The organism is Massilia haematophila, assembly GCF_042647645.1.
Lineage (GTDB): Bacteria > Pseudomonadota > Gammaproteobacteria > Burkholderiales > Burkholderiaceae_D > Telluria > Telluria haematophila.
The window spans coordinates 1,077,764-1,100,575 of record NZ_JBHRVV010000001.1 but is presented as its reverse complement, the minus strand read 5'-3'; the positions used below and the strand labels follow the sequence as shown (position 1 = coordinate 1,100,575).

Here is a 22,812-nt window from a genome sequence, read left to right as displayed (position 1 = left end):
GGTCTCACCACGTGCGACCACGGAACGTCAACCATACCGGACTGACGAAACGGCCGGGTGAGACAGGGGTCCATACCCCGTGGGTACGAGTACCCACCCTACCAAGGCTCCCCGCTCCGGTGTAAACTCGGCACGCTATTACCGGAGCCTCTCTTGACCGATCCTACCCTGATCCGCCGCTGCCACACCGTCTTTCCCGGCCACCGCGCCCGCCGTCCTGCCGAGATCTACGCCGCCATGGCTGCCTGGTGCGAAGCCAACGACATCGAGCACGACGTCTACGGCAACGGCGAGCTGATCCAATCCTTCGAAAGGAAGATCGCCGCCCTGCTCGGCTTCGAGGCCGCGGTGTTCTGCATCAGCGGCACCATGACCCAGGTCACCGCGCTGCGCCTGGCCAGCCAGGACCGCGCCGGCGCCCCGGTCGCGTTGCACCCGACTTCCCACATCTTCGTGCACGAGCGCTCGAACCACGAACTGCTCGGCCACTTCGCCGCGCTGCGCGTGGGCGACCCGCAACGGCCATTCACGGTGGCGGATCTCGACGCCATTCCCGACCGCCTGGGCGCCGTCGGCCTGGAGCTCCCGATGCGCGAGATCGGCGGCCAGGTGCCGTCGTGGAACGAACTCGAGGCGATCAAGGCGCACTGCAAGGCGCGCGGCGTCCACCTGCACATGGACGGCGCACGCCTGTGGGAAGCGGCCGCCGGCTACGGCAAGCCGGTGGCCGAGATCGCATCCGGCTTCGATTCCGTCTACGTCTCGCTGTACAAGGGCGTGGGCGGCCTCGGCGGCGCGATGCTGGCCGGCAGCCATGACTTCGTCGCGCGCGCCTCGGAATGGTTCAGGCGCCAGGGCGGCAACGTGATCCACCGCTCGCCCTACGTGGTCGCCGCGGCCATGCAGTTCGATGCGCGCCTCAAAGCCATGCCCGAGTACTTCAGCCGCACGCAGTTCCTCTACGAGGCGCTGCGCGCGCACCCGCAGATCCGCGTCAATCCGGCGCGGCCGGCGGCCAACATGCTGCACCTGCACTTGCCGGTGAGCCGCGAACGCGCGCTGGCGATCCGCGACGCGCTGGCGGAGGAGCACGGCATCTGGCTGTTCAACCGCGTCAGCCACGGCGTGCTGCCTGAGACGAGCTGGTTCGAACTGTACGTCGGCGACAACCTGCTCGCCGCCTCCGACGAGCAGGTGCGCGCGGCCCTGGAACGATTCGCAGCGGCACTGCGCGCGCCTGCATAAGTTACAATGGCGGGTTTTCACCAGAAGGACCACAATGCGCCAATACCTCGACTTCATGCGCCATGTGAAAGAGCACGGCGCGCTCAAGACCGACCGCACCGGGACGGGCACGCTCTCCGTGTTCGGCCACCAGATGCGCTTCGACCTGCAGGAAGGTTTTCCGCTGGTGACCACCAAGAAGGTGCACCTGAAGTCGATCATCCATGAACTGATCTGGTTCCTCCAGGGCTCGACCAACATCGGCTACCTGAAGGAAAACGGCGTCTCGATCTGGGACGAATGGGCCGACACCAACGGCGACCTCGGCCCCATCTACGGCTACCAGTGGCGCAACTGGCCGACTCCGAGCGGCGAGCACATCGACCAGATCAGCCAGGTCATGGCGCAGATCAGGAACACCCCGGACTCGCGCCGCATGATCGTCTCGGCCTGGAACGTGGCCGACGTGCCGCAGATGAAGCTGCCGCCCTGCCACGCCCTGTTCCAGTTCTACGTCGCCGACGGCAAGCTCTCCTGCCAGCTCTACCAGCGCAGCGCCGACATCTTCCTCGGCGTGCCCTTCAACATCGCCTCCTACGCGCTGCTGACCCACATGATGGCCCAGCAGGCCGGCCTGGAAGTCGGCGACTTCGTCTGGACCGGCGGCGACTGCCACCTGTACTCGAACCACCTGGAGCAGGCCGCACTGCAGCTCTCGCGCGAGCCGCTGCCGCTGCCGAAACTGGTCATCAAGCGCAAGCCGGACTCGCTGTTCGACTACCGTTTCGAGGACTTCGAGATCGTCGATTACCAGTCGCACCCGGCGATCAAGGCGCCGGTGGCGGTGTAGGCAGCCATCCCGTGAGCGGCGCGCTCAAGGGCCTGGCGCTGCGCGCCGCCGGCTCCCCGCGCCGCGAGGCCGTGGACAGCGCCCGCGCCATCGCGGGCTTCGGCCTTGCCGGCGACGTCCACGCCGGCGAGCAGTCGCCGCGCCAGCTGCTGCTGGTCGGCGCGGCGGCTTACCAGGATTTCTCGCTGCCGCCGCATGCGCTACGCGAAAACCTGCTGCTCGACCTCGACACGGCCTCGCTCGCCTCCGGGACGGTGCTGCACATCGGCAGCGAGGTGCAGGTACGCCTGATGTTCCAATGCGAAGCCTGCGGCCAGCTCGACGCCCTGCGGCCGGGCCTGGCGCGCCGCATCGGCGCGCGGCGCGGCATGCTGGCGCGCGTCCTGCGCGGCGGCTTCGTTCATCGCGGCGACACGGTGCGCGACCTGGGCGTGCGGATGCCGGCCTGGCCGGACGACTGGCGCGAACGGGTCCGCCGCGTGCTCGACGCGGCGCCGGACGACGCGGTCGTCGAGTACCGGCAACTGGCGCAGCTCGCGGGCATCCAGTCGAGCTACTGCCGCGCCTTTCCGCGCCTGCTCGCCCGGCTCGGACCGCATTATGCGGCCAAGGCCGTCACGGCTCGCTCGGCCAGCACGGCGCGGCGCTGGGATGGCAGCGGCCTGTTCGCGTTCGCCTGACGGGCGACGCAAACTTGACAGGACGGCCCCGCCGGGACACCATCTGCCGACTCTGATTAGCCAAGCAACAAGGATACCGATATGCGCGCCTCTTACCGAATCTCCCCGCGAACGCCGGCGGTGGCCCGATGACCCGCCTGACCATGGTGGTGGCCATCGACGCCGCGCGCGGCATCGGCATCGACAACCAGCTGCCCTGGCACCTGCCGGAAGACCTGGCGCACTTCAAGCGCGTGACGCTGGGCCGTCCGATCGTCATGGGCCGCAAGACCTTCGATTCGATCGGCCGGCCCCTGCCCGGGCGGCGCAACATCGTCGTGACGCGCAACGCGGACTGGCGCCACGAAGGCGTGGAAGCCGTGACCTCGCTCGATGCCGCCATTGCCCTGCTCGGCGACGAGGAAGCGAGCATCATCGGCGGCGCCCAGATCTTCAGCGCGGCAATGGACAAGGCCGGCCGCCTGATCGTCACCGAGATCGCGCGCACCTTCGATTGCGACACCTTCTTCCCGGCGATCGACCCACAAGTGTGGCAGGAGACGGCGCGCGAGCGTCATCGTTCCGAGACCCAGGGCTTCGATTTCGATTACGTGACCTACGAACGTAGGGTGGGCGGCTGAACCGGCGTAGGCGGGCTTGACGCAGCTTCTCCGCCGCCCACGCGTTCAACTACCACGTGAAACCGCGCGACGGATTTCCTGCTGGTTGAACGCGTGGGCGGCGCACAAACCGCATCGGATCGGCCATGCGGGTGGAGCCGTCCACCCTAGGCCCTTCGGCAGGATGGTGGAGGCCACGCATCCCGTTCTGCTAGAGTGCGCCATGGCTGGACGCATCTGGTTACCCTAACAAAAAAATGTTCACCGGACAGCGGAATTTCTGCGAAAATCCGCTTCTTAATTTTACGGTGCCGTGTGAGCGGGCCGCGTCAACCGGACGCGGCTGCCCACACGGCGCTTCGCTTTGGAGCTGTCGATGAAATTTCGTTTCCCTATCGTCATCATTGACGAGGATTTCCGTTCCGAGAACACTTCCGGTCTCGGTATTCGCGCGCTCGCCGCGGCGATGGAAAAAGAAGGCATGGAGGTGCTGGGCCTGACCAGCTACGGCGACCTGTCGCAGTTCGCCCAGCAGCAGTCGCGCGCCTCGGCCTTCGTGCTGTCGATCGACGACGAGGAATTCGGCGGCGGCTCGCTCGAGGAAACCGATTTCGCCCTGACGGGCCTGCGCGCCTTCGTGCAGGAGATCCGCCACAAGAATTCGAACATCCCGATCTACATCTACGGCGAAACCCGCACCTCGCGCCACATCCCGAACGACATCCTGAAGGAGCTGCACGGCTTCATCCACATGTTCGAGGACACGCCGGAGTTCGTCGCGCGCCACATCATCCGCGAAGCGAAAGCCTACCTGGACAGCCTGGCGCCGCCCTTCTTCCGCGCGCTGGTCAACTACGCCTACGACGGCTCCTACTCCTGGCACTGCCCGGGCCACTCGGGCGGCGTCGCCTTCCTGAAAAGCCCGATCGGCCAGATGTTCCACCAGTTCTTCGGCGAGAACATGCTGCGCGCCGACGTCTGCAACGCGGTCGAGGAACTCGGCCAGCTGCTCGACCACACCGGCCCCGTGGCGAAATCCGAGCGCAATGCCGCGCGCATCTACAGCGCCGACCACTGCTACTTCGTCACCAACGGCACCTCGACCTCAAATAAGATGGTCTGGCACTCGACCGTCGCACCGGGCGACATCGTCGTGGTCGACCGTAACTGCCACAAGTCGATCCTGCACTCGATCATCATGTGCGGCGCGATCCCCGTGTTCCTGATGCCGACCCGGAACAACCTCGGCATCATCGGACCGATCCCGCTGGAAGAGTTCACGCCCGAATCGATCGCCCGCAAGATCGAGGCGAACCCGTTCGCGCGCGAAGCCAAGGACAAGAAGCCGCGCATCCTGACCATCACCCAGTCGACCTACGACGGCGTGGTGTACAACGTGGAAACCCTGCGCGAAATGCTCGACGGCCGCATCGACACCCTGCACTTCGACGAAGCCTGGCTGCCGCACGCGACCTTCCACGACTTCTACAAGAACATGCACGCGATCGGCCGCGACCGCCCGCGCGCCAAGCAGTCGATGATCTTCTCGACCCAGTCGACCCATAAACTGCTGGCCGGCCTGTCGCAGGCTTCGCAGGTACTGGTGCGCGAGTCGGAATCGGTCAAGCTCGACCAGGACGCCTTCAACGAAGCCTTCCTGATGCACACCTCGACCTCGCCGCAGTACTCGATCATCGCTTCCTGCGACGTCGCCGCGGCCATGATGGAAGCGCCGGGCGGCACCGCCCTGGTCGAGGAATCGATCCTGGAAGCGCTGGACTTCCGCCGCGCCATGAAGAAGGTCGACGCCGAATATGGCGACGACTGGTGGTTCAAGGTCTGGGGCCCGGACGTCAAGGGTGAAGAAGGCATCGGCACCCAGGAAGACTGGATGATCCATGCCGAAGACGACTGGCACGGCTTCGGCAACCTGGCCGAGGGCTTCAACATGCTCGACCCGATCAAGTCGACCATCGTGACGCCCGGCCTGTCGCTGGACGGCCAGTTCGGCGAGACCGGCATCCCGGCCTCGATCGTGACCAAATACCTGGCCGAGCACGGCGTCATCATCGAGAAGTGCGGCCTGTACTCGTTCTTCATCATGTTCACGATCGGCATCACCAAGGGCCGCTGGAACACGCTGGTGACGGCGCTGCAGCAGTTCAAGGACGACTACGACCGCAACAAGCCGATGTGGCAGGTGATGCCGCAGTTCGCCTCGGCCAACCCGCGCTACGAAGAGCGCGGCCTGCGCGACCTGTGCACGCAGATCCACACCTTCTACAAGCAGTACGACGTGGCGCGCCTGACCACCGAGATGTACCTGTCGGACATGGTGCCGGCAATGAAGCCGTCGGACGCCTTTGCCAAGATGGCGCGCCGCGACATCGAGCGCGTCGCCATCGAGGAACTCGAAGGCCGCACCACCGCGATCCTGCTGACGCCTTACCCGCCGGGCATTCCGCTCCTGATCCCGGGCGAGCGCTTCAACAAGACCATCGTCGACTACCTGCGCTTCGCACGCGACTTCAACGAGCGCTTCCCGGGCTTCGAGACCGACGTCCACGGGCTGGTGAAGCGCGAGATCGACGGCAAGCTGGGCTACTTCGTGGACTGCGTGAAGCAGGACTGAATCGTCGCCTGAGATGTGCAAAGAGGAGCCGCTGGCTCCTCTTTTTTTGGCTGACGCTTTTCGTAGGGTGGGCACTCGTGCCCACGCGGTATGGTACCGGTGCAGATCGCACCATCTGAACAAAACGACAGTGTACGAACGAAGGGAGGCTGACGCACCACGAAAACGCGCGCTGCGAGACCGCAAGGGCACAAGTGCCCATCCTACTCAGCGCCGCTTCAACTCGACGATCGGGGCTGGCGTCGCTGGAGCTGGCGAAGTCCTCATCTCTGCACGCGCCTGCCTGATCACGCTGTGCGCAGCGCTCAGGCCCAGGAAGCCCATCACGGCGGCCACGAACAGGTCCGGCAAGCCGCTGCCAGCCCGCCAGACGCCGAGCGCCGCCAGCAAGACGGCGACATTCCCGATCATGTCGTTGCGCGTGCATAGCCACACCGAGCGCATGTTGGCGTCGCCATTCCTGAAGGCGAACAGGAGCGCGGCCACGAGGGCGTTCGCCGCCAGCGCCGCGACGCCGATGACGCCCATGGTCTGCGCTTCGGGCACGACGCCGGACGCCAGGTGCCACAGCGCCGAGCCGATCACGAAGGCGCCGTAGGCGCCCATGGTCGCGCCCTTCACCAGCGCGGTGCGCGCGCGCCAGATCGGCGCCAGGCCGAGGACGAACAGGGAGATGCCGTAGTTGGCGGCATCGCCGAAGAAGTCGACCGCGTCGGCCAGCAGCGAGACCGAACCGGCGGCCCAGCCGCCGGCCAGTTCGACGCCGAACATCGACGCGTTGACCACCAACGCGATCCAGAGCACGCGCCGGTAGCGCGGATCGACCGGCGGCTTGCCGCTGGAGCAGCCGCCGCCACAGCAGTCAGCCATCGCTATGCCTCGCCGACATGATACGGATTTGACAGGGTGATGCCGAAAACCGTATCAGGTCTTCGGCAGCGTCACGCCGTGCTGGCCCTGGTATTTGCCGCCGCGGTCCTTGTAGGAGGTCTCGCAGACCTCGTCGGACTCGAAGAAAAGCACCTGGGCGCAGCCCTCGCCGGCGTAGATCTTGGCCGGCAGCGGGGTGGTGTTCGAAAACTCCAGCGTCACGTAACCTTCCCACTCGGGTTCGAACGGGGTCACGTTGACGATGATGCCGCAGCGCGCGTAGGTCGACTTGCCCAGGCAGACGGTCAGTACGTTGCGCGGAATGCGGAAGTATTCCATGGTGCGCGCCAGCGCGAAGGAATTCGGCGGGATGATGCAGACGTCGCTCTTCACGTCGACAAACGACTTCTCGTCGAAATTCTTCGGGTCGACGATGGTGCTGTTGATGTTGGTGAAGACCTTGAACTCGTCGGCGCAGCGGATATCGTAGCCATACGACGAGGTGCCGTAGGAGATGATGCGGCGGCCGTCCGCCTCGCGGACCTGGCCCGGCTCGAAGGGTTCGATCATGCCGGTTTCCTGCGCCATGCGGCGGATCCATTTGTCGCTCTTGATTGCCATGCTGCTCTTTCGGGAATGCGGAAAATCCCGCGATTTTACGCGAAAAGCCCGCGCCGGTCCTGGTTCTCGATGCCGTTTTGATCAGCCGCCCGGGCCAGCAGGCGCTGGATCATTTCATGCGTCAGTTGCGCCGCGCGCGCCGGGTGTTCCATCGGGTACAGGTGCGAGCCTTCGGTCATGACGAAGTTCGCGCCGACCAGCTTGCGCGTGGATGCAAGTCCCGCCTGGCGCAGCTCTTCCGAGCGGTCGGCGCCGATGAAACCGACCGGCACCGGGAAATCGTGGCGGATCACTTCGCCCATGTGGTGCGGCAGCGAGTTGTAGATCCGGGTCTCGACGGCGCGGTCGAAACGCAGCTGCACGCCGTCCGGGTGGGGCTTCAGGCCCACGTCCAGGTAGTCGTCCAGCACGCCCGGCGCCCAGGCGGCGAAGATGTCCTTCGCGATGAAGTGCTGGTAGGCCGCCTCGCGGCTGGGCCAGACGTTGCGCCGGCGCTCGGAGAAGCGTGCCGGCGAGAACTTGGAGCCCTTGCCCAGCAGTTTCACCAGGCGCCAGAGGAAGGCGCGCCAGCCCGCCACCACCGGCGAATCGAGCATGACCACGCAGCGCGCCAGTTCCGGACGGCGCTCTGCCGCCATGGTGCTGAGCATGCCGCCGAGGGAGTGGCCGACCAGGATCGCCGGCCGGCCGTATTGCTCGAGCTGCGCGACCAGCTCGTCCACCAGCCCGTCCCAGCCGTCGCCCACCGGATAGCGCGGGTCGTGCCCGACCATGTCGGTCATGTGGACGTCGTAGTGGACGGCCAGGCCGTCGAGCAGCTGGCGGTAGGTGCCCGAGGGGAAGCTGTTGCCGTGGCAGAAGTGCAGCAGGGGTTTGGACATGAAAGCACGGTACACACGAAACGAATAAGGTTCCGATTGTAATGTGACAAGCTCCCGTGCGTTCTCCGTTTAGAGGGAAACCCCTACATAAGGGTAGGGAAACCCTACAAGGCCGAGCCCGCAGCACTTGCCCATACTCCCGGGCTGCGGATACCAGTATGATGCGCAGGGCTTTGCGTCCGCTTCGTTTGCGCCATGTGCAAGGACCGTGGCCACTGCCCGCATTCCACTGTGGCGCTTTCCTGTCGTACAAGCTGCTCAGTACATGATGGACGCCTGCCACGCCAAAAAGAATTACGTTTGGTAAATGTGCGAAAATCCAGCTCAATTAGGCGGCATGAATCGCTGAAAATATACGAAAAGCGGACCAAATGAAGAAAAGCAAAGCGAAAACGATTGACCAGGAATATCCGCGTTTCAAATTTGCGGGATTCGGCTCACAAGGCACGTGCTTTTTGCGAGTACGCGTAAGGCCGGATGGAATAGTCGTACTCTGCAGCCAACTTCTCGACTACTACGGCACGTCGGTTACTAATGCTGTTGAAGCAATCCTGGTGTCCACCATTGAACAGTTACAAAAAGATTTCGGGTTGGATCACCTGATCGCGGCAAGACCCTGGTGGCGATTTCGCACCAGTCGCGACGAGTTCATTGAACAGATCGTCCGACGCACGGTGTGGGTAGAACACTATCCACCAGGGGCCGGGCTCGCTCCCGCAGGATCATTCGCCCTCGTCGCCTTCGACAGCGGCCTCCACCCTGTATGGAATTATGTATCCAAAGAGGTCGCTGCAGCGGAATGCGCCGTAGAAGTCGAATTCCTTGAAGTTGAGAACGAACGCCTGCAATATGTTTCGTAGACGCCTGCTCTCTTACGACCCTCGCCTGCTCAACATCATCAACACGCAGCTCCCGCACCAGGTCATTGCATCGAACGGTTTGGTTGGTGGTTCGAAAGATGCGCATCAGGCAGAGGCCGTGGTTCAAAAGTTGATTGTGAGACTTCTGTCATCGCATTTACCGTCCCCTGACTTAATCAGGAACAACAAGAAAGCCCTAGACCATCCGATACTGGGAGGCTGTATCCCCGATGTAATCATTGACTGCATCGGTGGCTAACCTTGGGGATTTTTTGAACTGAAAACGCTGCTCGCCGAAGACCAGCTCACCGAGGAAGCTGTTGAACGCGATCTTGCGAAGTTGTGCGCATACAAGACCGCTCATCCCGAGGCGGCTGCTATTTTCCTCTTAGTCGGCACTCGCAAGAGGCTTTCAAGCACGGTTGCAAAAGCCGCTTGGACAAAATCTGGAATCAACGCTGACGACTCAGCTTTCAGTACCAGTAAATTACGACCTCAGCATCTGTTTTCTGGAAGCCATATAGCGATTCCTTGCGGTTGGTCTGGAAATGGCAATGAGGTGATGACCCTGGCTTGGGAAATCCAGCCCGCAGGCAGGACACAAATCCAATCGGATAAATATCGATTCCTGGCATGTATGGCCGGAACCCAGGAACGACGCTGGTGACCGAAACGACGGGGCGGTTACTAACGGCGAGCCCGATGTAAAGCTGGGTAAAACCACGCCGGCCGGGAGCCAGCGCGGCGCCCGCTTTGTTATCATCCTTCGGATGAACCACGTACTGTTAATCGACGACGACGCCGAACTGGTCGGCATGTTTACCGAATACCTGGAGCAGGAAGGTTTCACCGTGGCCTGCGCGCACGATGGCGAATCCGGCGCGCGCGAAGCGCTGTCCGGGCGCTACGCCATCGCCATCCTCGACGTGATGATGCCGGCGCTGAACGGCATCGACACTTTGCGCCGCATCCGCGCGCAAAGCCGGATTCCGGTCCTGATGCTGACCGGCCGCGGCGACGACGCCGACCGCATCCTCGGCCTCGAACTGGGCGCCGACGACTACGTCACCAAGCCCTGCACCCCACGCGAACTGACCGCGCGCGTGCGCGCCATCCTGCGCCGCACCCAGCAAGCCGCGCCGGGCGCCGGCAACGGCGCCGTGCTCTCGGTGGGCAAGCTCACCATGCTCCCCGAGCAGCGCCGCGCCACCTGGGACAAGCAGCCGCTGGAACTGACCAGCACAGAATTCAACCTGCTCGAGGTGCTGGCGCGTCATGCCGGGCGCCCGGTGAGCAAGAACGAGCTGTCGGAACAGGGCCTGGGACGCCCGCTGGCGCGCTTCGACCGCAACATCGATGTGCACCTGAGCAGCCTGCGCCACAAGCTCGGCACCCTGGACGACGGCCGCTCGCCGCTGCAGACGGTGTACCGCCTCGGCTACCAGTTGATCCGCGATTGAAAGCACCCATGGCACGTCCGGGCCGCCGCCTGTTCTGGAAGTTCTTCCTGTCGATCCTGCTGGCCCAGATCGCGGCCGCGGTCGGCATCGGCAGCGTGTTCTGGCTGCGCGAGCAGGCGCGCGTGTCAAGCGCCGTCACCGTCATCGAGACCGGGCCGCCGGCCGGCTTCATGCTCGACTCGGCCGCCGTCGCGCTGAAATACGGCGGCATCCCCGCCCTGCGCGAAATCAACGCGCACAAGGGCCGGCATTCTGTCTACGCCGTCGACCGCAACGGCCGCGAACTGCTCGGGCGCAAGGTGACCGCCAGCATGCGCGAACAGGCGCAGCGCGAACTGCGCTCGGACCGTCCTTACCGGCCGGTGCGCATGCTGAAGGCCCCCGACGGCCAGCAGCTGCTGCTGTTCGTGCCGCGCATCTACCGCAACGCCGCCGGCGACACGCTCACGGCCGCCCAGGTGGCGGACGCGCGGGGTTCGCACGGTGCCGCGGGCGGCGCGGATGGCCGGCGCGCGGAGGGACCACCCAGTCCGGGCGAACGTGCAAGCGAACATCCCCGATTCGGGCGCGGCGACGGCGCGCGCGGCCTCTTCGGCCCTGGCTGGCCGCTGACCCGCCCGATCCCGCTGGTCGCCACCATCGTCGTCAGCCTGCTGTTCGCCGCCCTGCTCGCCTGGTACTTCGCGCGCCCGATCCGCGCCCTGCGCGGCGCCTTCGAGGCCGCCGCCGCCGGCGACCTCGCGCCGCGCTTCGCCGACGGCAAACTCGGCGGCGACGAACTGAACGACCTGGGACGCGACTTCGACCGCATGAGCGCCCGCCTGCGCGCCCTGATGGATGGCCAGCGCCGCCTGCTGCACGACGTCTCGCACGAGCTGCGCTCGCCGCTGGCGCGCCTGCAGGCCGCGATCGGCCTGGCGCACCAGCAGCCGGACAAGATCGCCACTTCGCTCGCGCGCATCGAACGCGAGAGCGTACGCATGGACAAGCTGGTCGGCGAACTGCTGACGCTGTCGCGCCTCGATGCCAATCCGGACCTGCCAAAGCACGAGCTGATCGACATGCAGGAGCTGGTCGACGGCATCGCCGCCGACGCCCGCTTCGAGACCGGCCAGGACGGCCCCGCCATCGAGGTCAAGGTCGAGATCGAGAGCGAGATCGAGAGCGAGCGCCAGGTCTGCGTGCGCGGTGCGCCCGACCTGCTGTGGCGCGCGGTCGAGAACGTGGTGCGCAACGCCGTCAAGCACGGCGCTGCCGATGGTGCGGCCGATGGTGCGGCCGGGAAGGTCGAGCTACAGCTGCGGGCCGATGCCCAGACCGTCCACGTCGACGTCCTGGACCGCGGGCCGGGCGTGCCCGATGCCGACCTGCCGATCATTTTCCGCCCCTTCTACCGCGCCAATCCGGTGAAGAACAACGTCGACGGCCATGGCCTGGGCCTGGCGATCGCCGAGCGCGTGGTGCACGCCCACGGCGGCGCGATCGTCGCGCGCAACCGCGACGGCGGCGGGCTGCACGTGGCGATCACGCTGCCGCTGGCGCGCTAGCCTGAGGGTCTGTCAACGGTCCTGCCAGTAGCGGCGCCGTTCGCGCCGGTACTCGCTGAACGCGATGGTCTCGCCGAACTCGAACTGGATTGCGCCCGATTCGTCGGTGCGCAGGCGGCGGATACCCAACTGGCCATACCGCTCGAATACCTCTTTTTTCGGGTGGCGGTAGCGATTGCGATGCCCCACCTGGAACACACCGATCGATGGGTTCACGGCCGCCAGGAAAGCCGGCGTCGACGAAGTGCCGCTGCCATGGTGCGGCGCCAGCAGCACGTCGGCGCGCAGGCTGTCCGGCGCGGATCGCAGTAAGGCCGCTTCCTGGGCCGCCTCGATGTCGGCCGCCAGCAGGATGGCGCGGCCCCGCGCCGAGATACGCAGGGTGCAGCTGCGCCCGTTCGGCTTCAACGCCGCGTCGGCGTAGCTGGCGGCGCTCGGCTGCAGCATCTCGAAGGCGACGCCGTCCCAGTCCCAGCGCTGGCCCGCTTCGCAGCGCCGGTGCCGCGCCGCCGCCTTGCGCACCGCCGGGTGGCCGGAGCCCAGCGAACTGGCCATCCAGCCGACGTCCACCGCCTCCAGCATGGTCTGCGCGCCGCCGGCATGGTCGGTGTCGCTGTGCGTGACGACCATGCCGTCGAGCCGCCCGATCCCGCGCGCGCGCAGGTAAGGCAGCAGCACCCGGGTGGCGCCGTTCTGCGTCGCCGCGTACTGTGGGCCGGTGTCGTACAGCAGGCGATGCCGGTGCGTTTCGACCAGCAGCGCCATGCCCTGGCCGACATCGAAGGCAGTGACGGTGAACGTGCCGGCCGGCGGATGCGTTGGCAGCAACGCGAACAGCGGCAGCCAGGACACGGCGCCGACCCAGCGCTGCGGCCAGCCGCGCGGCGCCAGCATCCAGGCGGTGCCGAACAGTGCGAGCAGGAACAGCCAGGGCGGCGGCTGCGGTGCGCTCCACACGGCCAGCGGCAGCGTCGCCAGCCAGCCCAGCGCCGCGGCCAGCCAGTCGACGGCCAGATGGGCCAGGACAAGTACGGGGCTTGAGAACGGCGCCGGCAGCAGGCTGCCCAGCAGCGCCAGCGGCGTGACGACGAAGCTCACCACCGGAATCGCCACCGCGTTCGCCAGCGGACCGATCAGCGACACCTGCGAGAACAGCAGCAGGGTCAACGGCACCAGCCCGAGCGTGACCGCATATTGGGTCCGCGCGGCGGCGCGCAGCGCGCCACGCCAGCCGGGCGCTTCCATCCCGACCCGCCCGACGCCCGCGTACAGGATCACGCCGACGGCGCCGAACGACAGCCAGAAGCCCGGCCACAGCAGCGCCCACGGGTCGAGCACGATCACCAGCCCGAGCGCCAGGCAGAGCACATGCGACACGCTGGCCAGGCGCCCGCACCACAAGGCAAGCGCGACCACCGCCAGCATGTAGAGCGTGCGCTGAGCCGGCACGCCGAAGCCCGCGAGCAGCACGTACAGCAGCGCGGTCCCCGCGCCGGCCAGCGCCGCCACCTTCTGCGCCGGCAGCAGCAGCGGCAGCTGGGCATCGGTGAAGAAGGAGCGGCGCCACAGGCTGGACGCCGCGAGCGCGGCCAGCCCCGCGATCATCGTGATGTGCAGGCCGGAGATGGCTACCAGGTGGCTGACGCCGGTGCGGTTGAACACGTCCCAGTCGGCCTGCTCGATGCCGCGCTGGTCGCCGATCACCAGCGCCACGATCACGCCGGCATACGGCTTGCCGGCCAGCGCGTCGAGGATGCGCGCGCGCAGCAGGTCGCGGCAGCGCTCGACGAGGTGGCCGGGCCTGAACACGAAGGCATCAAACCGCCGGTTGTCCGGACTGGCCCGCACATAGCCGGTGGCGCGCACGCCCTGCCCCAGCAGCCAGGCTTCGTAGTCGAAACCGTGGGGGTTGGCGTTACCATGCGGGCGCTGCAGACGCACCGTCAGGCGCCAGCGTTCGCCGGGACGCACCTGTACCGCTTCGCCGCGGCCGTACCAGGACAGGGCCAGCGTGTCCGGGACCCGCGCGGCAGCGTCCAGGACCTGCTCGACCGCGAACTGGAAGCGCACGCCCTCGCCGAAGTCGTGCGGCAGCTTGGCGACGGTGCCGACGAGCGCGATGTCGCGGCCCTCGTCCCGCTTGGCGAGTTCCTGCGACAGCGCGGCATGGGCGAGCGTCGCGGCCCAGCAGAAGCCGAGCAGGCTGCCGGCCAGCGCCGCGCGTGCCGGGCCGCGTAGGGCGAGCAGGAGGACCAGCGCGGCCAGGGCGCAGGCCAGCAGGTGCCAGGGGTCGGGGAGCGCGGGGCGCGCCTGGAGGAAGGCTGCGCCCAAGACGAAGCCGAGGATGGCGCAGCGCATGAGAGTGTTACGTCAGCGCCAGCGTCGTCATTACCGGGCTGCCGGGTACGCAGCGACACCGGTCGAAGCGGCAGGGGCAGGATCAAGTAATGGCAGCGTCGATGATTTGTTCGCCTTGCCGGGCACCGTTGGTCTTAAGCGTACGCTCGACAAAACTCTGTCCCACAATTGCACAACGACTTCCTCGCTCAGGCTCGATTGAACCGGCTGGCCGCCTGCACGCGGACTAACACCGCTGTCGAGTTCAAGAAGTAACCTTGGAACCAAAATATTATTCTCGCTCCCTCTGGTTTCCCATGCAAAGCTGAAATTGGTAGTGAAGTTCATTTCAATTGTTCTTACACCGACCTCTTCACCCTCTAAATTTCTGATCGTTCGCGTACCTGCGCGTAGTGTTTGCGAACGTGCACGGGTAAACGCATCAGTTGAAGCTGCGTCACGTTCCAACAATCCCTTTCCCTCGTGAAGTCCAGTATTCATCCAGAACGCAAGCGCAAGGTCTGGATGTCTCGGCAAGGAGGCGAACATGGTAACGCTCTCGTGACGTTCCTTGCCGCCTGTCCCGGCAATTAAGGCTCCATCCAAGCAGAACCCAGGAGCAGTCGACCACTCGTCCTGACGAAGACTTACAAGCTGCCTCATCATAGACGCAGCGACTGCAATACGTCCTGGCTGATCCCCTCCGCTATGGAAACTGTAAGTCTGTCCATTTTTGTTGAGATGTCCTTCGATCGTTACCGACTCGTGATACACGCGTCGATCATCTTGGACGTCATAGCTGCGATAACGAGAGTGGACAAAGATTTTTCCCGAGAAATCAGGTCCCCGGATTTCCTTGCCAAGCTCAACATTTCCATGCCCCAACATATTGAGCGTTGCCCCAAGTTTGGTTTCCCTCTCGAACAACCATCGAGCAAATTGTTCGGCTGTTTCTGATTGGCGGGTAACGTCGAAACCATCGAGATTGGCCATCTTCAACGTAAATTTTGCGTCCTCGGGCAAGGCAATCAAAAAGCGACCGACACATACTGTTTTCGTCTTGTCCGTCATAACAGCTACAGTCCGCCTCCCCCCACTCTTCATAGCTAGCTCCAACATATACAGCGCCAGCCGCACCGAGTGTGGCAAACACGAACATCCACTTTCCGTACGTGCGAACAAGAGCCATCATGGCATGCCTACAGTAACTCTTAGCGGCCGATGAATCGTGGGGCTCGACGATTTCGTCAGAAGAAGATTATGCTTGCTGTTCTGCCGCTTGGTGAGGGAAAGTGCGATATAGGAAAACGAGCCGAATGCATAAGATTTTGCTATCATATGTTTCCCCTGGCGCTTCATTCTGCGCGGCTAAGTCTGCTCAGTACCTGGAACTTGATGCCTTGGTCTGGGACAACTTTGGGAGGTGGGCTGCACTGGCAGATGCACAGGTCGTCGCTAAGGGCATATTGTTTGCCCGCGAAACTGTCCGCTATCCGCAGCGTAATGCATTCGATGTAACCTTGCGTATTACACGCAGGGCAGTCAATCGCATCACCTTCGCGTGCCAATGGCGAACCATCAACGACATAAAACTGGCTCGACGCTCTGACAGTACCGCCTGCAGTCGTCGTTGCGCCGCCCCTGATGTAATAGCGCCTTAAACTCATCGTCGCTCCGTGCTTGAAGGGATTACAGCAATCTAGTCGTGCCCGGAAACTGGACATTGCGACAGAACAGCTCAACACGACGACCCGGAATCTGCGATCAAAGCTGGACCCATCCTCTACTAGCATCAAGCGACGGATGGTGGGCTTGTGACTTCTGACCCGGTGATATCCTGCGTTGAGGATGATGTCGCTTCTGGACCCGCAGAGTGTCGGACGAGTTGCCATACGCTGCGGCGCTGAATTGCCTGTGTCTTCGCGAATCCACGCCCGAACGCGGTGGGCGGCACTTCAAAAGTCGCTGGCGGCAGCAGCGTACCGGAGGCAAACCACCGTGTGCCGTCGAGCGCGTGCGATTCCTCGCAGCGCCACCAGCCACTAGCCGGACAGTGCATACCGGTTTTCGCCACGCAACCAATAGCGGCCTCAGAAGAGGCAGATGAACGTACCGAATCGATTGCGTTATCGCCGTCTGTTTGCGCGACTAGCGTTGCCTGAGCCAGAGGGACTCGGGGCGGAGTCCGATCACGCTCCCGCTTATCGACCAGTTTCCAAGCGGTCCGCGTTTTGCTTTCGTAGCTAGGCTGCAAACCCCGAACCTTCTGCCAAAGGGTTTGTGGAGGGAGCAACAGGGCTTGTGGCATCTTCTCCCCCTTTGTTAAATACTGGCGCTGTCCACCGAGCACGCCAATTTCACCGCCGCCATCACCGCAAAGCCACCAACCACTTTGTGGACAACGATCGCCGGCTTCGGCGTATGTGCCAAGTGGTGGTTGCACTGGCATGGCCTCTGCGGCCTTAGCTGAATTAGCCGGCCGCAGTCTTACGCTGGACGAAATTTTAGCCCACAGTACAAGCATGGCCTCTTCGCTCAGGCTCGACTGCACCGGCTTACCACCTGCCCGAGGGTTCATACCTGTGTCCATTTCGAGCGTCAGATGAGGAAAAAGTACGTTATCGTCGCTTCCAGGGGCCTCCCAAATAAAGCCGAATACTGTGGCAAAGTTCAGCTCCGTGACTTTGATTGCCACCTCCTCTCCGGCGTATCCGTTGATTGTACGAGCACCTTCCCGCAAGGTTCGCGTACGCGCCCGCGTTAGCGGCGTCATCGCGGCAGCATGGCGCTTCAGCAAGCTGCCACCTTTGACCTTCGCATTATTCGTCCAAAACAAAATGCCAAAGTCTGGGTGACCCGGAAGAGTAGCCGACATTGCCACGCTTTCAGACCGATCCCGATCATACGGATCGCGAATCAAGGCACCGCTAATGCAAAAGCCGGGCTCTGTAGGCACCTCGCTTTCAGCGCGCGCTGCAAGTTGTGCGAGAAGCGTCGGGAGAAGTTTCGTTTGCGCGGGATCGTATGTCTTGGCGACGAAGCTATATGTAGCGCCTGCTTTATGTACATATCCCTCGACCGATATTGTTTCGAAATAAACCCGACGCTCCTTTTCAATGCTGTAACCACGATAACGGCTGTGTACAAGTACTTTTCCGGAGAATTCTTGATTCTGAACGTCCGTGCTCGATTCGATGTTTTTTTGCCCCAGCATGTTGGGCTTCGCGGACAATTCAGCTTCCCGTTTACTAAGTTTCATTAAAAATGTGGAGAGCGGCTCATCGTGACGCGCAATTTCGAAACCGTCCATCAAGCCCAATCGCAAATTCACTTGGGCCTCGGCAGGTACGTCAATAAGGAAGCGGCCGACGCATACGGTCTTCATCCTGTCAGTCATGTTGTCTACCTTTTTCATGTCCTCGCGGCTCTGCACCGCGCTGACATACAGCGAAGCCGCAAGCGTCAGCCCGCTGAGCGTGGCCAACCATTTGGCGCACTTGGGGCCAAACCGTATCATTTAATGCCTTGGATGATCTTGACAATCAGGTGACGCGTCAGCAGAAGCATTGCGTCGTCCTTGAAGCATTCTTGGTGACTAAATCCCCTCGCGGCGAAGACGCCACGTACGTGACCTGCCACCCCGGAGGCCGATTGGTGTGGCACGGTATCATCCCCTGGGGCGTTTTGCCCCCACACCTTGAAACTCAACTTCGCCCGTCCCTCCAGGCTCACCGCACGCCCGCCATCGCCCTCATAACTGACGCAGATGCCATCACGAATGTTAGCGGACGTCACAACCATCCCTTGTCCGACCGGTATACGAGCCGCCCACCGAATCGTTCCAAAAGCCCGCCGCTCCTCATCAGTTCCATAGAATGCATAGGTATTTGGGTGGAAGTAGGGCACGCCCCCTGGGTTATCCTTTCCAGAGGCAGATATGCTAAGTATATTACGGTGAAGGTGCTCGGCTTTATCAATCGACTCTATGACAACAGCCTGTGCGCCTCCAGATACTCGAGCGAACTTTCCTGCCGGATCGACAAAATTCGGATTGATTAGCCGATACCAAGATTTCATATCGCGATATAGGTCATAGGGGTTGCCAGCAGGAAGCCCCAAATGTTGTTGTTCTTTTTCCTCGTTGTTGACTCTGGTGAGGGTTTTCACGAGTAACCACGGTGTCGGATAGAGGTGGTTCGGCAATAGTTCAAGCACACCAGGTGCCGTCGCCATTACAGCAGTCGTTTCCTCCGGAGTTGTTCCCGCAATCTCAACGAAACGATCTGCTTTGATATTGTCGACTAAACCGTTCGTGTAACGTCCGCCTTCGGTACCGCAAGCAATGCGCCGATAGGCAACTGGCGCGCCCAGAGCAGGCATTACCCCATGAATAACGCCTGCAATATCGGCTGGGTCACCGGGATTTTTGGCACGCATGCGGGCACAGGCGCGTGCGACCAATCCGCCCATCGAATGAGTAACAAGAATGACGCGGGTGCAGTCGTGCTTACGTGAACGCCAGTATTCCTTTATCTCGTCGATGCGACGGCTCAGCCGTTCGGCGGAGACGGCGCACGATTGCAGCCAGTTATAGCCCACGGCATAAACCGGATATTGAAATCCTGCATACTTTTCCAGTTCTGCTTCCGTAATCTTTTCGATGTTGCGGACACCCCAGCTTTTGGGATCACATTGCATTACACGTTTCCAATGAACGCGTATTTCACGTTGACCTAATCGGTTGAGTCGGAACGTGGTATCAAGGTGAGCTTGCAGCTTTTCGAGGACGTCGCCATAGGAATCCAAATGGATCTCCCCCCAGCCACGCGCACGCATTTCCTCACAACTGAGCCCGGCCACTTCATCGCCCACGTCGCCATTGCCGTCGACCTCTAGAAGATCGGGATCCAGCAGGCGCTGTCGCAGTGCCGGGTTACGCCTCTCCCATTTCCATGCCTCCTTCAATCCATCGATCGAGCCGTTTGGAGGACGCCAAACGGGCTCACCAGGAACGACATTCGACTGGTCATCGGTTTGTCGTGCTGGCGCCGCCCGATGTGCGCCAGCGCTCTGCCCTGGTTCGGACATCGCTTTGGTGGCCATTGGAGCGCTGCCAGTTCCAGTATCAAGTCGCACACGCAGGTTGCTCCCCATTATCCCGGGGACAAAGATCACTGGAATTACCTTCCGCGAGCCGACGGTCACCTTGGCGCGCACCTTGAATGACTTTGGCGTCGCCACGGTATGGGCAACCAGGCTGCCATCGGTATCAGGAGTCGGCTGGCGTATTGGCCGGGTCGGTTCGCTCATGCGACACCTGCCGGCCCTGCGGTTTCCTCTTCTTCTGGCAACAGCCTCAGTTCGATATCGCCCAGCGAGTAAGTCTGGAGTATATCGGTCCGGCCTTCCTCATCCGTAACACCTTGGATCGTAGTGCCGTCCTGATGGCGCGCGATATACCTACGGCCTTTTGCCGGCAAGCCGGATTGCCGATCGATCACTACCGCCCTCTCGTCGGTTTCGAGAGAGCCTCCCTCCAGGTCGAGCCCAACTGGTGTTGCCCCGTCAGGCCCAACTTGCACCAACTCTGCCGCTTTGACGGTATGGCTGCCCGCAGACTGCTGCGAAATCGCGCTGTCGCCCCACACCGTTTGCGCGCCCTGCGCCACCACCTTCACTTCCGGCGCCTGCAAATCGATTCCCTCAGCTGCGATCAGGCTGATACGGCCCGAGGACTTGATCTCGATGTGGCCCTGATGAGTCTGGAGCATGATGTTGCCGCGCCCGGCGACCAGTTTTATTCCAAGCGAGTAGGCAAACATGCTGAGGCTACGCGCGGCACGCATGAAAATGTTGCGCCCTGCGGTGATTTCGGTTTCGGACGCGGAGACGAGGTCGATCTTGCTCTGCGCGCCGATGGCGACGTTGTCCTCGCTCGCCACAAGTATGCCGGCCGGCCCCGATGCCGCGATGATGGGCGCACCGCCCGTCCCATCCGCCACATTCGAACCTTCGTGCCAGCGTTTGAGCTTGTCCACCAGTTCGGCCAGCCGTGGTTTGGCTTCCTCGTCCTCGTTATGGCTAATGGCCTGGCGCTCCAACTCTTCGAGAACACCCAGCATCACTTCGGCCAATCCGACGAGACCATCCCGTTCGAGCTGCTCGCCCTGGCCTTTCTCGGCGCTGATCAGCACGCCCTGCCCACCGCGCACCGCTACCGCCTTATCACTGCGCAGTTCGGCGCCTTCGCCACGCGCTTCACCCTGCCCCCCCGCGCGCGCCTGGGACAGCCAGCCGAGGTTCAGCTCAGAGCGGGCGTGGTCGCTTGCAAGCTGGGCGCTGATCTCGCCGTGGGTGTCGTCGAAACGGAGCTGACTGCCGCGCTGGCCGCCGATCTCGCGGCTGCGCAGTCCGGACAGGTAGCGGTTGCCCGGTAACTCGCCAGCACGGCTCAGCGCCGGGGGCGTGGCGCGGCCATTGAACAGCTGCGACAGAATGATCGGCTTGTCAGGATCACCTCCAAGGAAGGCCACCAGGACTTCCGTGCCGACGCGCGGCAGTCCGAGGGCGCCGCATTGCTGCTGGCTGCCGGGACCATTTCCGGCCCAGTTCGACGCGACGCGCACCCAAGCGGAATCGGCGGCGTTGCCGGATGCGCCGGCGCCGTGCGCATGTTCGTGATCTGCCGGGCGCATGCCGGGAAAGCGGATCTTCACCCGGCCCAGCTGGTCGCAGTGGACTTCCTCGTTGTCGGGACCGACAACGATGGCGCTTTGCAGCTGGGGATGCGGCAGGTCGGTCCGTGAATCGAAGGCTGGCACGATCGGCACGCCGCGCCGCACAGCCGTGAAACTCACGCGCACATGCAGCTCGTTGTTGCCGGCCCAGGACGCGGCTACGTAGCGGTCCCACCCATTCTGCGCCAACAACCGCTCCACCCGCGCCGACAAATCCCCCGGCAGGTTGTTGCGCGCGCTGACCTGCAGCTCGGTGATCAGGAACTGGCGCTCGGCCGCCGGATGGGTGTCGATCTCGGGGTGGTCCGTCAGCGTGAAGTACTGGCCGGCGCAGAAGTCGCGCACGCTGCCTTCGCCGTGGAAGCACTTGGCCTCGAATTCGTGGCGCTGCATGCGCAGCTGGCCGAGGCGCCAGTGGTCCTCGAAGTCGTTGCCGACGTGCGGCGTCTCGACCAGGTAGTCATCCAAGCTGGCGGCCAGGCCGTTGCCGTGCGCGCCCTGGTCCAGGCTGCCGCGCGCCGTGGTCGACATGAACTGCAGCCCGCCCGGGTTCTTGTAGTCCCAGCTGTGGCGGGTGGCGCTGCCCGGCTGCAGGGTGCGCGCGGCGCCCCAGGAAGTGATGGTGTCGCGCTCGCCGGTGGCGTCGTCGCGGTGGTAGCGCACCGTGCCGGCCGCGTTTTCCGGCAGGCCGTTGGCGTCGGCGAACAGCACCAGGGTGTGCGCCGGGACGCGGTCGTGCAGCGGGTCGACCGAGGTGCCGCGGCTGCGGCCCGGGCGCACGGTCCAGGAGATGCCGCGCCGGCGCAGCAGGCGGCGTACGAAGGCGGCGTCCGATTCGTTGTATTGCATGGTCTGTTCGCGCGGCGGGTAGAGACGCATGTCGAGCAGCGGGTCGAGTTCGTATTCGAAGGCGCCGGCCAGCACGGCGTTCGCGTGGCGCCACTCGGCGAACAGGACCTGGACGATCTCGAGCTCGTTCTGGTAGCGGAAGATGCGGCTGTTGACGCGCCTTTCCATCACCGCCAGCGCGTCGCGCAGCACCAGCTGGTAGGTCGCCAGGGCGCCGTCGGAGTCGCCCGAGCGCGCCTCGGTGACGATGCCGCAGATCCGGCGCAGCTGGCCGCGGTCGGTGACGACCTGGATCTCGGCCGGCAGCGCGATCAGCTCCTTCAGGGGCAACGCCGGATCGCTGGCGACGCAGGAGATGCGGTACTCGACGCCGCCGCAGATCGACTCCAGCCCGCTGATCCGCTGCGGCAGGAGGATGTCGTCGGACAGCTCCTCGGCATGGGCGAGCCGCAGGCGCAGCGCCCGGTGCGCGGTGCTCAGTGACTTCTCGTGCTGTAGCACGCGGAGGAACTCGCTCGCGCTGTCCAATTGCGTCTCCCTGGTTGAAAACGCTATGGTCCCACGAAGGCGACAATTCACAGTTGCGTTCGGTCACGAGGCTCCGGTTGAACTGTTCAAACGTCGCGCTGTCGCAATGAAGAAAGCGTGAATATTCACACCGGAGC

General features: G+C 63.7%; 17 protein-coding genes. 8 read left to right on the top strand and 9 right to left on the bottom strand.

Annotated elements, in window-relative coordinates:
- Positions 1-153 precede the first annotated feature (153 nt).
- From ACFOPH_RS05010 to ACFOPH_RS04990, 5 genes are all read left to right on the top strand, one after another.
- Positions 154-1,245: a threonine aldolase family protein gene (locus tag ACFOPH_RS05010; RefSeq protein WP_379733928.1), complete on the top strand. Its 1,092-nt coding sequence runs from the start codon at positions 154-156 to the stop codon at positions 1,243-1,245.
- A gap of 34 nt (positions 1,246-1,279) precedes the next feature.
- Complete coding sequence (gene thyA, locus ACFOPH_RS05005; RefSeq protein ID WP_312552289.1) at positions 1,280-2,074, top strand: thymidylate synthase; 795 nt, start codon at positions 1,280-1,282, stop codon at positions 2,072-2,074.
- 11 nt (positions 2,075-2,085) lie between these two features.
- Positions 2,086-2,754: an MOSC domain-containing protein gene (locus ACFOPH_RS05000; protein ID WP_379733926.1), complete on the top strand. Its 669-nt coding sequence runs from the start codon at positions 2,086-2,088 to the stop codon at positions 2,752-2,754.
- A gap of 128 nt (positions 2,755-2,882) precedes the next feature.
- On the top strand, positions 2,883-3,374 hold the full coding sequence (locus ACFOPH_RS04995) for a dihydrofolate reductase (protein ID WP_312552480.1): 492 nt from the start codon (positions 2,883-2,885) through the stop codon (positions 3,372-3,374).
- Between the two features lie 355 nt (positions 3,375-3,729).
- A complete protein-coding gene (locus tag ACFOPH_RS04990; protein ID WP_312552481.1) occupies positions 3,730-5,985 on the top strand; it encodes an arginine/lysine/ornithine decarboxylase in 2,256 nt (751 codons plus the stop codon).
- 207 nt (positions 5,986-6,192) lie between these two features.
- Here the strand turns inward: ACFOPH_RS04990 and ACFOPH_RS04985 are convergent, their stop codons facing one another.
- From ACFOPH_RS04985 to ACFOPH_RS04975, 3 genes are read right to left on the bottom strand one after another with little or no spacing between them, the layout of a single operon-like run.
- The gene (locus ACFOPH_RS04985; protein WP_312552483.1) at positions 6,193-6,855 is read right to left on the bottom strand and encodes a cation transporter; all 663 of its coding nucleotides are present in this window, start codon (positions 6,853-6,855) and stop codon (positions 6,193-6,195) included.
- Between the two features lie 54 nt (positions 6,856-6,909).
- Positions 6,910-7,476 (bottom strand): dCTP deaminase, encoded by a 567-nt coding sequence (gene dcd / locus ACFOPH_RS04980; protein ID WP_312552485.1) that lies wholly within the window; start codon positions 7,474-7,476, stop codon positions 6,910-6,912.
- 35 nt (positions 7,477-7,511) lie between these two features.
- Positions 7,512-8,357, bottom strand: a complete 846-nt coding sequence (locus ACFOPH_RS04975; protein WP_312552487.1) for an alpha/beta hydrolase — start codon at positions 8,355-8,357, stop codon at positions 7,512-7,514.
- Positions 8,358-8,728: 371 nt separating this feature from the next.
- Here ACFOPH_RS04975 and ACFOPH_RS04970 point away from each other — a divergent pair, with 371 nt between their 5' ends.
- The 3 genes from ACFOPH_RS04970 (at position 8,729) to ACFOPH_RS04960 (ending at position 12,224) form a co-directional block, all read left to right on the top strand.
- Complete coding sequence (locus tag ACFOPH_RS04970; protein WP_312552489.1) at positions 8,729-9,217, top strand: hypothetical protein; 489 nt, start codon at positions 8,729-8,731, stop codon at positions 9,215-9,217.
- 770 nt (positions 9,218-9,987) lie between these two features.
- Positions 9,988-10,677 (top strand): response regulator, encoded by a 690-nt coding sequence (locus ACFOPH_RS04965; RefSeq protein WP_379733922.1) that lies wholly within the window; start codon positions 9,988-9,990, stop codon positions 10,675-10,677.
- 8 nt (positions 10,678-10,685) lie between these two features.
- On the top strand, positions 10,686-12,224 hold the full coding sequence (locus tag ACFOPH_RS04960) for an ATP-binding protein (protein ID WP_379733920.1): 1,539 nt from the start codon (positions 10,686-10,688) through the stop codon (positions 12,222-12,224).
- A gap of 12 nt (positions 12,225-12,236) precedes the next feature.
- Here ACFOPH_RS04960 and ACFOPH_RS04955 read toward each other — a convergent pair whose 3' ends face one another.
- The 6 genes from ACFOPH_RS04955 to ACFOPH_RS04930 form a co-directional block, all read right to left on the bottom strand.
- Positions 12,237-14,582, bottom strand: coding sequence for a DNA internalization-related competence protein ComEC/Rec2 (locus ACFOPH_RS04955; RefSeq protein ID WP_379733918.1), 2,346 nt, complete (start codon positions 14,580-14,582; stop codon positions 12,237-12,239).
- Between the two features lie 30 nt (positions 14,583-14,612).
- Positions 14,613-15,632 (bottom strand): T6SS immunity protein Tli4 family protein, encoded by a 1,020-nt coding sequence (locus ACFOPH_RS04950; RefSeq protein WP_379733916.1) that lies wholly within the window; start codon positions 15,630-15,632, stop codon positions 14,613-14,615.
- A 284-nt stretch (positions 15,633-15,916) separates the two neighbouring features.
- Positions 15,917-16,228, bottom strand: coding sequence for a PAAR domain-containing protein (locus ACFOPH_RS04945; RefSeq protein WP_379733914.1), 312 nt, complete (start codon positions 16,226-16,228; stop codon positions 15,917-15,919).
- A gap of 125 nt (positions 16,229-16,353) precedes the next feature.
- Entirely contained in the window at positions 16,354-18,078 is a 1,725-nt protein-coding gene (locus ACFOPH_RS04940) for a T6SS immunity protein Tli4 family protein (RefSeq protein ID WP_379733912.1), read from the bottom strand.
- Entirely contained in the window at positions 18,075-19,871 is a 1,797-nt protein-coding gene (locus ACFOPH_RS04935) for an esterase/lipase family protein (RefSeq protein ID WP_379733910.1), read from the bottom strand. The genes ACFOPH_RS04940 and ACFOPH_RS04935 overlap by 4 nt, the downstream gene beginning before the upstream one ends.
- Positions 19,868-22,675 carry a type VI secretion system Vgr family protein gene (locus ACFOPH_RS04930; RefSeq protein ID WP_379733908.1) on the bottom strand — a complete coding sequence of 936 codons (2,808 nt, stop codon included), beginning with the start codon at positions 22,673-22,675 and terminating at the stop codon, positions 19,868-19,870. The genes ACFOPH_RS04935 and ACFOPH_RS04930 overlap by 4 nt, the downstream gene beginning before the upstream one ends.
- Between the last annotated feature and the right edge of the window lie 137 nt (positions 22,676-22,812).